This window comes from Bacillus sp. 1780r2a1, assembly GCA_024134725.1.
In the GTDB taxonomy this organism is placed as follows: Bacteria; Bacillota; Bacilli; order Bacillales; family Bacillaceae_H; genus Priestia; species Priestia aryabhattai_A.
The window spans coordinates 2,734,069-2,747,955 of sequence record CP099863.1 but is presented as its reverse complement, the minus strand read 5'-3'; the positions used below and the strand labels follow the sequence as shown (position 1 = coordinate 2,747,955).

The following is a 13,887-nucleotide window of genomic DNA, read 5'->3' as shown; positions in this document are numbered from 1 at the left end:
ACCTCTGTTAATTTTTATGGCTGTAAGTCGAGCATAGCTCCATAATATTGTGAAGCGGTTGTGAAACAAATAAAGGCACAAAGCTCGCTAATCTCCTTATCGTTAAAAGCTTCTTTTAAAACAACAAATGCAGTATCAGGAACGCTTTCTTTTTCTTTTAAAAAAACGTCTGTAAAGGCAATCGCCAGCATGGTTTTCTCATCTTGTTGTTTCCAATTTGGCGCACCTTTTGCTTTACAATAAGCGCAGCCATTTTTTTCAGCTAATACGCGCCTTACTTCTTCCTTTAGCTGTGTTGATAGACTAAGAGTTTTTTCTAACTCATCACCTAAATCACTCCATTTATTCATGATATCTACGTTATGACCTAATAGCCGTTGAAAAGGCGTAAATCCAACTCTAGAAAGTTCAATTCTTGACATATTTTACATCCTCCTTTCATTTTTCTAGTATAGCGTAACGGAAAAAAACAAACCTTTTCATTTGGAATTTATCTTTATCATATAATTTTTATATGTAACAAAAAAAGCATATAAAGATTACAATTGAAAATAGTTTATTCGCAAAGTAAAAATTATCCGAAAAGGTTATTTATTTAGATTATTTTGATATATTCCTAGTTTTTTCTAAAAAGTTATAGTATCCTGTTGGTAGAAAGGTTCATTTTTTGTAAAAAAATGATAGATTTTTAGGGAAAATGGTATAAAGGGGAATCGGTCAGATGGAAGAAAGAACAGGGAGAAAACAAAAGTATCGGCGGATGAAAAAAAGAGGGGTTTTTACTATTCTAGCTTTGTTACTTATGGGTTACTTTGTTATTACCAATATGAATCGTTCAGAACCTGTCAGTAAAAATGTTGCTTCGACGGAAACAGAACAACCTAAAAAAGAGCAAAAAGAAGAAGTAAAAGAGAAAAAAGCAGCATCCGTCAAGAATGAAAAAGAAACAACGATTAAAATTAGTGCAGCGGGAGACTTTACACTTGGTACAGACGAAAGTTTTCCATATCAACAGTCGTTTCCGCATGAAGCAGATAAAAATGGATTACCGTATTTTGTAGAACATATTAAAGACTTATTTGAAAACGATGACTTTACGACAGTTAATCTTGAAACAACGCTAACTAACTCGACGCAAAAAGCAGCCAAAACCTTTCGTTTTAAAGGAGATCCGTCCTACGTTAATATCTTAAAGTTAGGAAATATTGAAGCTGTAAACTTGGCAAATAATCATATTTTTGATTATCTAGATCAAGGGTATGAGGATACGATGAAAACATTAGATGAAAATGATATCGGTTACTTTGGTTATGATAACGAGTACATAACAGAGGTTAAGGGTGTTAAGATTGGTGCACTTGGGTATGAAGGTTGGGATTCAAATGTGGAAACAGCCAAAAAAGAAGTCAAGGCTGGCATAAAGCGCTTGCGCAAAGAAGGTGCAGAGATTGTTATTGTACATTACCATTGGGGTATTGAAAAAAGTCCTGTGCCAACACAAACTCAGCAAGAGCTAGCTCGCTACACGATCGATAACGGTGCAGACTTAATTCTAGGACATCATCCACATGTTGTTCAAGGCATTGAAGAGTATAAGGGAAAGTTCATTGTATATAGCCTAGGAAACTTTATGTTTGGTGGAAATCGCAATCCAAGTGATAAAGATACGTTTGTTTTTCAGCAAACGTTTCATTTGAAAGGCGGAGAGCTAACGAATAAAAAGGAAATTCAGGTTATTCCATTTAGCATTTCATCCGTAGCATCAAGAAATAACTATCAGCCAGCACCTTTACAAGGAGCTGAAGCAAGTCGAGTGAAAAATAAAATTATTAATTTATCTGCTCAAATTACAGATTCAAACTGGCTTGTTTATGAAGGCGGAGAATAAGAAAAAGCTGATACGTTGGTATCAGCTTATTTTATATTTGAAAATCCGTTTATAAATGTTTGAATCATGACAGTTAGGCTAGTGTTAGCATCGAGGTCTAGCTGAAATCCTCGCTGTTGTTCAATAAAGGTAAAGCCATGGAGTAAGCTTCTTAATCCACGTACAAGGTGAATTTTAGTAACTTTATCGATAGAATAAGCATCCATTGACTTAGTCACAATCTGCACAACGGCTTCTTGATGAGTTTTAAGCTCTGGGTCATCAGGGTTTGAAACGCGAAACATTGCCTCATACAAACCGGGAGATTGTCTCGCAAAATTTACGTAAGCAAAGCTAAGAGAGAGAATAGCTCTTTCACCAGATTGACCAATCGCTGCTTCAGCCATTACTTTATATAATTGTTGTAGTCCATAAATTGCAAGGCGCTGTCGCAAATCTGCTAGATTGGCAATATGATTATATAAAGAAGGAGTCTTAATATTTAATGATTTTGCTAACTTTCCAAGCGTTAAATTATCATGTCCTTCTTCAGTTATTAGTGATAATGAAGCTTGCAGTATAGTAGATAAGTTAATACCTGCACGAGGTGACATGAGGTGTCCTCCTATTTTAAAATGTATTTTCAGCTCTTTGAATCGCTTTCATCATGGCTTCATATGGATCTGTTATGCATGTACCATGTCCGACAGCTAGAAGCTTTGGGTGTAAAGATGCTAACTGTTTAGCACTATTAAGTGACCGATTTTTATCCCACGTTGCAAATGCAGGAAAAGGAAATGTAAGCTTTAGCGTTCCCGCAACGGCTATCCCACCTTTTGTTTGAAAAGCATCTCCTGCAATTAAAAAGCGATTTCGCTCATCAAATAAAGAGATAGAGCCAGGAGTATGCCCGGGGCTTGAGATAACTTTTAAAGAGCCAACGGTATTTTGTTCATAGAGTAAGCGGTCTGGAGAACTTTTTATTTTGGTTGATATTCCCCCCTTAATAGGCAGCATCCCTTCATCATCTAGCAAGCGTTTATCTCCATTGAGTAAAAGAGAATCTCGAGCAGATATACAGAGCTGAGCGTCAGGAAACTCTTTTTTTAGTATATCTACGGATCCAACATGATCGTCATGACCATGAGTTAGTAAGATAGTTGTCAGGGGTTTAGAAAGGGATTTAATGACTTCAATTATTTTTGGACCATGTGAAGCCAATCCTGTATCAATAAGTGTTAGTTCAGTTTCTTCTTCAATAATGTAGCAATTAATAGGGAATAAGTTCGGAAAAAAAGTTAATTGATAAAGCGTATCAAATTGAGTTACTTTCATCTATTTATCAGCTCCCATCAAGAATAAACTAATAATATTAGCTATAAAACTAATAATATTAGTTTGTTCTCAGATTTTCAAGTATTAAGGTAAATATTTCTTCCTAAAGACCTACACAAAATTAATTAATTCATATAAAATGGATAATTATAGGAAAAGGGGTGCGGAATGAAATTTCTTATAACGTTTGGAACATTTATTTTTACAACTAGTTTATTAATGCTAATAGGAGAGCTATTTTCAATATCAATTCTTCGCTTTAACTATGAATATATGAATGATGATAAGGGTTTTGAGATAAGTGTTGGATCAATTATGCCATTTGTCATAGGGATAGCTATGGGAGCTATTGTAGAAAAGCTGTATGAGCATAGCGTAAAGAAACATGCATAGAAAAGGAGAGGAGAACTTTGGAATTTATCTTTACAACTGTTGTTATTGCTGGTTTATTAGTTTCAAATCTATACGTTGTCCAAAAGAGAAAGAAACTAGGGTTAAAAGGAATTAAAAGTGCGTTAACTCCCATTTGCTTTTCTCTGATTGCTTTATGGCAGTTAGCGGCGTATTGGTTTCAGTTTTTAGGTGTGGTAAGCGTAGCTCTTACAATTATATTGCTGTTAGCTGGTGCTTATTTCACCAAGTATTCAATTATTGAAGGACCAACGAGTTGAGAGGAATGTGGCATGGAGCTACATTTCTCTTTTTTAGGAGTGAGTGGAAATGAAGTTGTGTTTAAAGCTTTTATCTATGAAAGATGAAGAAGCTTTATATCAGTTTGAAGTCATCAACCGTACGTATTTTGAACAGCATGTTCCCTCTAGAGGTGAAGACTATTATTCACAAAGTGGATTTCATGAAAGGATGCGTGCGCTTGTGCTTGAACAGGAGCAAACAGGTTCCTTATTTTATCTGATAAAAGATGAGCATCATGGTATTATTGGACGAATCAATGTAGTTGATATTCATGATGAAGCGGGAAAGCTAGGTTATCGCATTGGAGAAGAACATGTTGGTCAAAAAATTGCAACAGAGGCAGTAAGATTACTTTTAGATAAGCTAGTAGCACGCAAGCAGGTAAAATCCCTGCAAGCTAAGACAACAGTGACAAACGTTGCTTCACAGAAAGTATTGGAGAAGAATGGGTTTTTAGCTCAAAAAAGTGTAGAGAATAACAGTGCAGCCAATCCTTCTTTGTCTTTCATTTATTATAAATGGAGCCAATGAGTTTCTCTGCTAAATCCATGAAGAGCTTAAAAATCTTTTGTTTTTGTCGATATATATAGTGTCAAAAATCGCTTTATTTTATGAAAGAGACGATTCCGACGTATTTTAACTCTCATCTGTTTCTATAACAACATGATGATATAGGAGGAAGTATAAGACTTATGGATATCGTTTCAAGTACATATTCTCTGCCGTTGGTTATACTGTCAATTATCATTGCTATTATTGACTCATTTGCAGCATTAAATATTGGCGCACGTATATACAAAGCAAAAGGGATGTCAAAGTGGCTTTGGCTAACAGCAGGAGGAGTTGCAATGGGCGGTGGCATATGGTCCATGCACTTTATTGCAATGCTTGCATTTCATCTAAGTATTCCTGTGAGTTATAAGCTATTAGTTGTTGTTTTGTCCATCTTGCCAGCTGTAATAGCGTCTGGTTTAGCGCTTTATATAGTTGGTCAAAAAAACGTCAGTACTAGACAAGTTATTATTGGCGGAGCTGTGGTTGCAGCAGGTATTTCAGCGATGCATTATATTGGGATGGAAGCGATGGATATGGCGGCGGAAATTATCTATGATCCTTTGCTATGGATTCTATCCGTTATCATTGCTTTTATTGCTTCTGTTGTAGCAATACGCTTATTATGCTATGCGCGGATAAATGAAGGCAAGCCTCATTTTTGGTGGCAAAAGGGGTTAAGCGCACTAATCATGGGAGCAGCTATTTCAGGGATGCACTATACGGGAATGGCCGCGGCAACTTTTACCCATACTCATGATTATCAGCTGATTACGTCGTCTTTAAATCATGTGATTTTAGCTTATTCGATTGGGATTAGTACATTGCTGATATTAGGTATTACCTTAATTAGCACGTTAATTGATCGCAAGTTTGAATCGCAAACACTTCAATCTGAGCGTAAGTTTCGGTCCGTTATTGAATCCGCGATGGATGCTATTGTTTTATCAGATGCATATGGGACAATTATTTCTTGGAATAAAGGTGCTGAGCATATGTTTGGCTATAAGGAAAGTGAAGCGTTGGGGCAAAACCTTAGACTTATTATTCCACCTCGTTTTCAACAAGCCCATGCAGATGGAATGAAGCGTTATTTAAAAAGCAAATCACCGCAAGTCATTGGGAAAACGGTTGAACTAGTAGGGGTCAAAAAAAGAGACATAGAATTTCCAATCGAGCTTTCTTTAGCAAGCTGGCAGGAAGATGAACAAACATATTTCAGTAGTATTATTCGAGATATTACAGAGCGAAAGCAAGCAGCAGATAAAATAAATGAAATGGTCTATTTAGACCCTCTAACAGGATTGCCGAATCGCCATTTATTAAATGACCGCTTAACCCAAGCTATTGATCAAGCAGTCATTAACAAGTATATAATCGGCGTAATGTTTATTGATTTAGATCGCTTTAAGTATGTCAACGATACGTTAGGTCATGCTGTGGGAGATGAACTTTTAATTCACGCAGCGTCGAGGATGAAAAAACTTTTAGACAAAATAGATACGCTTAGCCGTCAAGGCGGAGATGAATTTATTATTGTATTACCGAATACAACAAGTGATAGTATTGCAAAGCTCGCAAAACATTTGTTAGAAGCGTTTAGCGAGTCATTCATTGTTAACGAACATGAAATATTTATCACACCATCGATTGGAATCTCATGTTATCCAACCGATGGACGAAATATTGAGTCATTAATTAAAAATGCAGACACGGCTATGTATCGTGCAAAAGAACAAGGGAAGAATAATTTTCAGTTTTACACACCTGATATGAATGAAATCGTCTCAACAAAGATGAAGCTTGAAATTGGAATGAGAAAAGCGCTAGAGAGGAAAGAGTTTGTGCTACACTACCAGCCTCAAGTTGATATCTTAACAGGAAATACAATTGGAGTAGAAGCACTTGTACGTTGGCAACACCCGGAATGGGGACACATTTCTCCAGGCGAATTCATTCCCATAGCTGAAGAAACAGGGCTTATTATTCCAATCGGAAAGTGGGTTCTTGAAGAAGCTTGTCGTCAAAATAAGGAATGGCAGGAGGAATATAATATTCCCCTGCGAATGTCAGTAAACATCTCTTCGAGGCAGTTTCAGCAAACAAACCTTGTTCAGATGGTAAAACAAACGCTAGAGGAAAGTAGATTAGCCCCTGAGTATCTTGAGCTTGAACTAACCGAAAGTATCATTCAAGACTCAAAGCATGCAATTAAAACGATGCATGAGTTAAAAAAAATGGGGATTCACCTATCAATTGATGACTTTGGAACAGGCTATTCTTCTCTTAGTTATTTAAAGTTATTTCCAATCGATACGCTGAAAATCGATCAGTCCTTTACAAAAAATATCTTTGAAAACTCAAAAGATGCCGCTTTAGTCGAGACAATTATAAATATGGCTAATAATATGGATTTGAAAGTAATTGCTGAAGGTGTAGAAACGGAAGAACAGTTAAGCTTTTTACGTCAAAAGCATTGTGATGAAGCACAAGGATATCTTTTTAGTCGACCGATTACTCCAGCTGAACTCTCAGAGCAATTTCATAAAAGGCAAACAGTATCCTAACAAGTAAAGAACCTCCCTTGAAAAGGGAGGTTTTATTGCAGATGAAAATCAAGAGATTTCATCTCAATGCCATTTACAAGTAACGTTAAAGTATGTAAGCCGCTATAGTGTTTACGCGTAGATAAATCTTTAAAGGAAAGCTTTCTTTCATAGTGTTTAGATAAATGCTTTTTGACTTGGAATTCTGCTAGCTTAAACACTTTTCTTGTGCGATTACCCCTTGACTTTACATAGTCTACTGCATATTCAATACGGATTTTCTCTTCTATTTCGCCATATAGATCAAATTGAAACGTTAAAGAATTTCCAACTATCACTTCATTAGCTGAAAGTTGAAAATTTGAGATAGTCACTTGATGACTTTGATTAAAGCCAAAAAGGTGTAGAGCCTTAGGGTGACCGTTCTTCAATAGCGTTCGACATGCATGCTTTAAAATCCAATCCGTATGTGGATGCGTATTAAGGTTAGCCTCAGTAAAATCTAAAAGAAGATGAGAATGCGTTTTAGAAATATCATTTAAATTATTTGCGACGCTTTTACGTACGTATAAAGAAGGGTCTTGAAGTAAGTTATTTAACACTGGAAAAATTGGAGTTGGATCTTTTTTAAAGGACACAATGGATATTCCCCAAGGAAGGCGAGGACGACAACCTTCACTAGCAAGGCGACGAACATGTTCATTTTTATGGGTGGACCACGTCAAAAATTGTTTCATCATACGCTTTTGATCTTTCAGTAAAAAGGGTCGCACTGCAAACTCGGAAGTAGAATAAGTCGTGAAAACAGCAAGTGCTTCCATTGATGTATTCCATTCATTCAAACCATACTGTTCTACATAGTCTGGAAAAATAATTCCTGCCAGCTGTCCCTTAAATTCAGGGGCAACTTTATATAAAACAGCAAGTGCTCCCTGATAATCTAAAGCTAAATGCTTATGTAGCATTATAGTAATGTGCCTCATTCTGTCTTTTAATGATTGATTGTCCCACTCTTTATGAAAGACACTTGATACAAAAGCATCTTTTGGAAACGAAGAATAAGCTGCTTTTATCGAATAGGCCAGCTTGTTAACAAAATGTTTATTGTAGATATTTCTTTGCTCAGCCATTGGTACACCTCTTCTATATAAATTGATAAAGTAAGGTAGAGACAGTATTCTTAAAATAAACGCCCTCGTAGCTCAGAAGGGAAGAGCGCCGGAAAACATTGTAGCCACCGGGTCGCAAGGTAAGGGTTTCAGAAGCACCGAAAAGCAAAATAAGCTGAAACGGGTGAAATTCCTGTTGGTGAAACTCCGTAGGGAAGCGTGTTCCCCCGAACCTAAGCTTACGAAAGGAGTGCGGGTTCGAATCCCGTCGAGGGCATAAAAAAAGCAGAGAATTTCTCTGCTAATTACCACTCTTTGGGTTCATAGTTTAATTCTTTAAACAGCTGGTTACGCTCTTTTTTTGTTAAATCACGCCATTGACCAACCGGTAAATTATTTAAGTGGATATTCATAATACGTGTACGCTGTAGGCGTAATACCTGGTAACCTAGCACTTCACACATGCGACGAATTTGACGGTTAAGCCCTTGGGTTAAAATGATTTGAAATTCATATTTCGACAACTGTGTTACTTTACACGGCAGTGTTTTTGTTCCTAAAATATGTACACCCTCTGACATGTTTTTAACAAATTCCGGAGTGATAGGCTTGTCTACAGATACCACATACTCTTTTTCATGCTGATTTTCTGCACGTAGAATTTCGTTTATAATGTCATTATCATTTGTTAAAAGAATAAGGCCATCTGAATCTTTATCCAATCGTCCTACGTGGTGAATACGTAGCGGATGGTTGACAAGGTCAATGATGTTTCCCTTTACTTTCTTCTCGCTTGTACTTGTAATACCAACTGGCTTATTTAAAGCAATATATACGTTATTACGAGCAATACGAAGCTGTTCTCCACTTACTCGTACATCATCGCCAGGATATACTTGGTCACCAATCTTTGCTTTCTTACCATTAATGGTTACGCGACCTTCGCTAATTAATTTATCTGCACCGCGTCTAGAAGCTTTCCCAGATTCGCTAATGAATTTATTAACTCGCAGTTTCATCACATCCATATCTTCATTCATTTTACTTTAAAGTAATGCCTTAATATCTTATCATGCCAAGGGAATTCCGTCATTAGTTGTTCTTTTTATTATTAACAAATTTCATCTGTTTTTAACAGTGAAAAAAGGATGGAGAAAACTGTTAGCATGCTTTATGTACATTTAGCCATGCTAATAAGTGAGGTGCCAAGCGAGGCTTTCTCGTTAAAGGTAAGTATCCTAACTTTGAGGTGATAAGAATGAGTTATAAAGATCAATTAGATCCGCACTCAGAACTTTTTAGCCACAACTGGACAAGACCAAAGCGCTCGAAATCGCAGGTAAATGGACATACTCAAATGTCACAAACAAACATTATTCTGCGAAGTAACGCGAAAGCGCATCGTTGGTAAGGATGCTATTCTCTATGCAAAAGGCGCACATAGCGCCTTTTGTTAATTCAGTGAAAGTGGAGGGATGATAAACAATGAATCAAAAAAGTCGTGTAGAAGCGGAAAAAGCTAAATATTTCTCTTCTCAAATTATGAAAAAGCCAGGTCACTCCGATGGTGTCTACGAAGAGTTTTCAAGCGAGCTTGATCAAGCGGATTTAAAAGCTCAAGAACGTGCAAAAGCTGCGGATGAACGTCAAAGTCATTAATAAATAAAATAGCTGCCGTTTGGCAGCTATTTAATCGTCACTTAGTTATTCTCCTTGTGCACCACCAAGTGTTTTTTGGTGAGCATGTTCCGCTTCATTTCCGTTCTCTCTAAGCTTAGCTGCTTTATCATCAACTAGCTTCGATTGATCTACTTCTTGTGAGGGAGTTAATTTTTTCTTAGACAATAAAATCACCGCCTTTCGATTACACTTTTAGCTTTTCTAAAACTCAATAAAATATCAGCCTAAAATAAAAAAGACTCCCAGATGGAAGTCTTTTATTTTCTCAAAAGTAGATAAATGAAATATGGTGCACCAATCAATGCGACAATAATTCCAGCTGGAATCCCTTCAGAAGTCAGCAAGTTACGCCCAATTGTATCAGCTACTAAAAGGAAAAAGCCACCCATTAAAATAGCAACAGGAATAAATAGCTGGTTTCTCGGTCCTACAAGGCTTTTAGCAAGGTGAGGGGCTATTAATCCAATAAATGCAATTCCACCCGTTACAGATACTGCAGAAGCTGCAAGGGCTACAGCGGCAAGTAATAGTGTAATTCGTTCTTTTTCAATAGAGATTCCAACACCGATGGCCGTATGCTCATTGAGTGATAAAATATTAAGTCTGTTAGCTTTGTATAAAACAAAAGGGATTAACACAATTAGCCAAGGCAAAAGAGCTAGAACAAACGGCCAGTCTGCCCCCCAGATGTTTCCGGCTAACCATTTTGCAATAAAGTCAACCTTTTGACGTTCAGCGGAAGAGATTAAGACAATCATCGCTCCCGATAGAGCCATGGAAAATCCAACGCCAGTTAGAACTAACTTAGTAGGGGCGAGGCCTACATTTTTTTCGTAGGCAAATGCATAAATCAAGGCTGCTGTCATAATTGCTCCAATAAATCCAACAAAGGGAATCATATATACAAATGAGCCAGGATCAATTGGAAAGAATAAGAAAAATAAAGCCACACCTACTCCAGCACCTGAATTAATGCCGATAATACCTGGCTCTGCTAAATCATTTCGAGTAATGCTTTGTAAGATAGCTCCTGATAAAGCAAGCGCCATACCAGCTAGTAAAGTAATAACGATACGAGGCAGACGGATTGAAAATAAGATAAATTCTTCTTTAAACGTACCTTGTCCAAATAGAGTCGGAAGCAAGTGGTCAAAGGGTAAAGCCGCATAGCCTAATCCCATACTAACAGCAACTGTTAGCAAAATAAGAGCTGTTAGTAAAAATAAAATAAATAGCTGTTTTTTTCGTAGTGTAGGATGGATCATCGGATTGCGTGACCTCCTTTTTTAATAATAAACAAAAAGAAAGGGAGGCCAATCATTGATACAACTGCAATAATAGATGTTTCGTACGGAGCGTTAATTGTACGTGCTAGCGTATCCGCAAATAACATGAAGGATGATCCAATAAGTACAGACATCGGGATGATAAACCGGTAATCTGTTCCCACAATCGCCCTTACGATATGAGGAATCATCAAACCAATAAAAACAAGGTTACCGGCTAAAGCAACCGATGAACCAGCTAACAATACAATGACTCCAAACAAAATGACTTTAATCTTAGTGGTGTGCTGTCCTAGCCCTGTCGCTACTTCATCACTCAAGCTAAGGATGGTCAGCTGTCTAGAAAGAGCAAGTGCGATAAGTGTACCTACTATAATAAATGGAATTACAATCGATAATTGATTCCAAGATGTCAAAGTAAGTCCACCGGAAGTCCACATAGACACATCTTTTGAAATATTAAAGTAAATGCCAATTCCATCGGCGATTGCGTATAGGAAAGTGGAAACTGCCGCACCAGCTAATACAATGCGAAGAGGAGAAAATCCGCCTCTTTTTAAAGAGCCAATTCCAAATACCAGCCCAGCACCAACACCAGCTCCAATAAAACATGCAATCATAATCCAAAAATAGTTAGCAGATGGAATGAGAGCAATTGTAAGAGCAAGCGCAGCTTTAGCACCCGCTGTTAATCCAAGTAAACCAGGATCTGCAAGTGGATTCCTTGTCATTCCTTGCATGATGCCACCTGATACTGAAAGAGCAATACCCACAAAAATAGCCGCTACTTCCCGAGGAAGGCGAAGTTCGCGAATAATTAAGATTTGATCATTTGTACTAGTTGAGGTAAGCGCTAACCAAACATCTTTGATAGAAATATCAGCTGCCCCAAAGACCATTGAAATAATAAACATTCCAATAAAGATTAAAAATCCAATAATGAGTTTGAATATAAAGGGAATAAATGGTTTTTTGTTCGTTGTCATGAGCCTCTCATCTTTTCTTTTATAGAATAAAGCAAAAGGAATTCTTAAAGTAAGAATTCCTTTTTATGATTGTATTACTGCTGTAAGAATTTTTCTTTAAAGAAGTTTAATTGATATTCTAATGAAATTGGATCATTAAAATAAAACTCTTTTGCATTTGCTTCAAACAGTTGATTATTCTTTACAGCAGGAATGTTTTTGTACGTATCCGTTTCTTGGAATGACGTATCTCCATCTGCATTTTTACTGAAGATTACGTAGTCACCAGCATAATCAGAAAGAACCTCTGGTGAAATTGCATAGTAACCATCTTTTAATGCCATTTCTTTTACTTTTTCAGGCATTTTTAATTCCATTTCTTGATATAAAATTTCTGTACCACGTGCCCAATTATCACCGAATACATAGAGTTGCTTGTCAAAGTTTTCAATAACTGAAACAGTTGCATCTTCACCAATTTTTGCTTTAATATCTTTACCAGCTGCTTTTGCATCAGCTTTGAAATCATCAATCCATGTTTGAGCTTCTGTTTCTTTGTTTAAAGCTTTACCAATTTCTAAGTGCTGAGTTAAGTAATCTACTTTTCCATACGTATACGTAACGGTTGGAGCAATTTCTTGTAGTTTATCAATGTTCTTTGTTGTAGATAAACCAATGATTAAATCTGGGTTTAATTCAATGATTTTTTCTAAGTCGTCTTCTGTTACAACTTCCGCATCTTTTAGCTGGTCTTTAAAGCGAGGATTGTCTTTTGACCATGAATCTACTCCAACTACGTTTGTATCTAAAGCTAAAACGTTTCCAACAAATGAAGCAAGAACAACTACGCGCTTAGGATCAGCAGGAACTTCAATTGGTCCATTTTCAGATTCGTATGTAACAGTATCTGATTTTTTATCTTTTGCTTCATTACCTTGACTTTCGTTTGCGTTACCGCAAGCGCTAATAATGAGCACGAGTAAAAGCATAAAGGGAAGTAATAATTTTTTCATGTTGCTAGTCTCCTTCTATAGTAAATTATACGTAATACACATCGGTTTATTTGTTCTAGGATCTCGTCCAATTTCAGCATCGATTTGGAAGACTTCCTTTAAAACGTCTTGCTGCATGACTTCTTCGCACGTACCCGCTTTTATAATTTCGCCATCTTTCATTGCGATAATGTAATCTGCAAAACGGGCAGCTTGGTTTAAATCATGCAAAACCATGATAACAGTGCGCTCTTGCTCTTTGTTGAGTTTCTGTAAAAGCTCAAGTACTTCAAGCTGATGCGCCATATCGAGATAAGTAGTGGGTTCGTCTAAAAAGATTATATCAGTTTCCTGAGCTAATGCCATTGCAATCCAAACGCGCTGACGCTGGCCACCGGATAAGGCATCAACAGGACGGTACTTATAGTCTAGTGTTCCTGTTACTTCAAGTGCCCAGTCAATAACTTCGTAATCTTTCTTTGTTAAGCGACCAAAACCTTTTTGATAAGGGAATCGTCCATAAGATACGAGCTCTCCTACGGTGAGTCCGTTGGCGCTTTCAGGAGACTGAGGAAGGATTGCTATTTTCTTTGCAAGCTCTTTCGTATTTTCTTTTGCAATACTAGATCCGTCTAATAATACGGTGCCAGATTGATGAGGAATTAAGCGTGTAATAGCTTTCAACAGCGTTGACTTTCCACAGCCATTTGAACCAATAATAGTGGTGATTTTTTTATCAGGAATTTGAACACTCAAATTTTTTACGATTACCCGTTCACCATATCCAATGTTAAGCTCTTCTGTATGTAGGCGAACCATGGCGAAACCTCCAGTGCAAAAGTGTTAATTAGAATGGTGATAA

Annotated in this window: 17 protein-coding genes; 7 read left to right on the top strand and 10 right to left on the bottom strand. The window is 37.0% G+C overall.

Annotated features, from left to right (window positions below; translation table 11 throughout):
* Positions 1-14: 14 nt before the first annotated feature.
* Complete coding sequence (locus tag NIZ91_13805) at positions 15-422, bottom strand: carboxymuconolactone decarboxylase family protein (GenBank protein ID USY53825.1); 408 nt, start codon at positions 420-422, stop codon at positions 15-17.
* A gap of 299 nt (positions 423-721) precedes the next feature.
* Between NIZ91_13805 and NIZ91_13800 the strand changes: the two genes are divergently transcribed.
* Complete coding sequence (locus tag NIZ91_13800) at positions 722-1,888, top strand: CapA family protein (protein ID USY53824.1); 1,167 nt, start codon at positions 722-724, stop codon at positions 1,886-1,888.
* A 26-nt stretch (positions 1,889-1,914) separates the two neighbouring features.
* On the opposite strand, the gene NIZ91_13795 is transcribed toward NIZ91_13800, so the two are convergent.
* Both NIZ91_13795 and NIZ91_13790 read right to left on the bottom strand, forming a co-directional pair.
* Entirely contained in the window at positions 1,915-2,481 is a 567-nt protein-coding gene (locus tag NIZ91_13795) for a WHG domain-containing protein (GenBank protein ID USY53823.1), read from the bottom strand.
* Between the two features lie 16 nt (positions 2,482-2,497).
* Entirely contained in the window at positions 2,498-3,202 is a 705-nt protein-coding gene (locus tag NIZ91_13790) for an MBL fold metallo-hydrolase (protein ID USY53822.1), read from the bottom strand.
* Between the two features lie 168 nt (positions 3,203-3,370).
* Between NIZ91_13790 and NIZ91_13785 the strand changes: the two genes are divergently transcribed.
* The 4 genes from NIZ91_13785 (at position 3,371) to NIZ91_13770 (ending at position 7,014) form a co-directional block, all read left to right on the top strand.
* Complete coding sequence (locus NIZ91_13785; GenBank protein ID USY53821.1) at positions 3,371-3,595, top strand: hypothetical protein; 225 nt, start codon at positions 3,371-3,373, stop codon at positions 3,593-3,595.
* 26 nt (positions 3,596-3,621) lie between these two features.
* A complete protein-coding gene (locus NIZ91_13780; GenBank protein USY57171.1) occupies positions 3,622-3,873 on the top strand; it encodes a hypothetical protein in 252 nt (83 codons plus the stop codon).
* A gap of 49 nt (positions 3,874-3,922) precedes the next feature.
* Positions 3,923-4,426 carry a GNAT family N-acetyltransferase gene (locus tag NIZ91_13775; protein USY53820.1) on the top strand — a complete coding sequence of 168 codons (504 nt, stop codon included), beginning with the start codon at positions 3,923-3,925 and terminating at the stop codon, positions 4,424-4,426.
* Between the two features lie 161 nt (positions 4,427-4,587).
* A complete protein-coding gene (locus tag NIZ91_13770) occupies positions 4,588-7,014 on the top strand; it encodes an EAL domain-containing protein (GenBank protein ID USY53819.1) in 2,427 nt (808 codons plus the stop codon).
* A gap of 32 nt (positions 7,015-7,046) precedes the next feature.
* Here the strand turns inward: NIZ91_13770 and NIZ91_13765 are convergent, their stop codons facing one another.
* Both NIZ91_13765 and rluF read right to left on the bottom strand, forming a co-directional pair.
* Positions 7,047-8,123 (bottom strand): DNA alkylation repair protein, encoded by a 1,077-nt coding sequence (locus NIZ91_13765; protein ID USY53818.1) that lies wholly within the window; start codon positions 8,121-8,123, stop codon positions 7,047-7,049.
* Between the two features lie 284 nt (positions 8,124-8,407).
* A complete protein-coding gene (gene rluF, locus NIZ91_13760; protein USY57170.1) occupies positions 8,408-9,115 on the bottom strand; it encodes a 23S rRNA pseudouridine(2604) synthase RluF in 708 nt (235 codons plus the stop codon).
* 245 nt (positions 9,116-9,360) lie between these two features.
* Between rluF and NIZ91_13755 the strand changes: the two genes are divergently transcribed.
* Together NIZ91_13755 and NIZ91_13750 are read left to right on the top strand one after the other, a co-directional pair.
* Entirely contained in the window at positions 9,361-9,513 is a 153-nt protein-coding gene (locus NIZ91_13755) for a YpzG family protein (protein USY53817.1), read from the top strand.
* A 131-nt stretch (positions 9,514-9,644) separates the two neighbouring features.
* The gene (locus NIZ91_13750) at positions 9,645-9,761 is read left to right on the top strand and encodes a YfhD family protein (GenBank protein USY57169.1); all 117 of its coding nucleotides are present in this window, start codon (positions 9,645-9,647) and stop codon (positions 9,759-9,761) included.
* Between the two features lie 45 nt (positions 9,762-9,806).
* Here the strand turns inward: NIZ91_13750 and NIZ91_13745 are convergent, their stop codons facing one another.
* The 5 genes from NIZ91_13745 to NIZ91_13725 form a co-directional block, all read right to left on the bottom strand.
* The gene (locus tag NIZ91_13745; GenBank protein ID USY53816.1) at positions 9,807-9,947 is read right to left on the bottom strand and encodes a hypothetical protein; all 141 of its coding nucleotides are present in this window, start codon (positions 9,945-9,947) and stop codon (positions 9,807-9,809) included.
* A 92-nt stretch (positions 9,948-10,039) separates the two neighbouring features.
* Positions 10,040-11,047 carry an iron ABC transporter permease gene (locus tag NIZ91_13740; protein USY53815.1) on the bottom strand — a complete coding sequence of 336 codons (1,008 nt, stop codon included), beginning with the start codon at positions 11,045-11,047 and terminating at the stop codon, positions 10,040-10,042.
* On the bottom strand, positions 11,044-12,054 hold the full coding sequence (locus NIZ91_13735) for an iron ABC transporter permease (protein ID USY53814.1): 1,011 nt from the start codon (positions 12,052-12,054) through the stop codon (positions 11,044-11,046). The genes NIZ91_13740 and NIZ91_13735 overlap by 4 nt, the downstream gene beginning before the upstream one ends.
* Before the next feature lie 74 nt (positions 12,055-12,128).
* The gene (locus NIZ91_13730; protein USY53813.1) at positions 12,129-13,046 is read right to left on the bottom strand and encodes an iron-hydroxamate ABC transporter substrate-binding protein; all 918 of its coding nucleotides are present in this window, start codon (positions 13,044-13,046) and stop codon (positions 12,129-12,131) included.
* A 15-nt stretch (positions 13,047-13,061) separates the two neighbouring features.
* Positions 13,062-13,844: an ABC transporter ATP-binding protein gene (locus NIZ91_13725; protein ID USY53812.1), complete on the bottom strand. Its 783-nt coding sequence runs from the start codon at positions 13,842-13,844 to the stop codon at positions 13,062-13,064.
* Between the last annotated feature and the right edge of the window lie 43 nt (positions 13,845-13,887).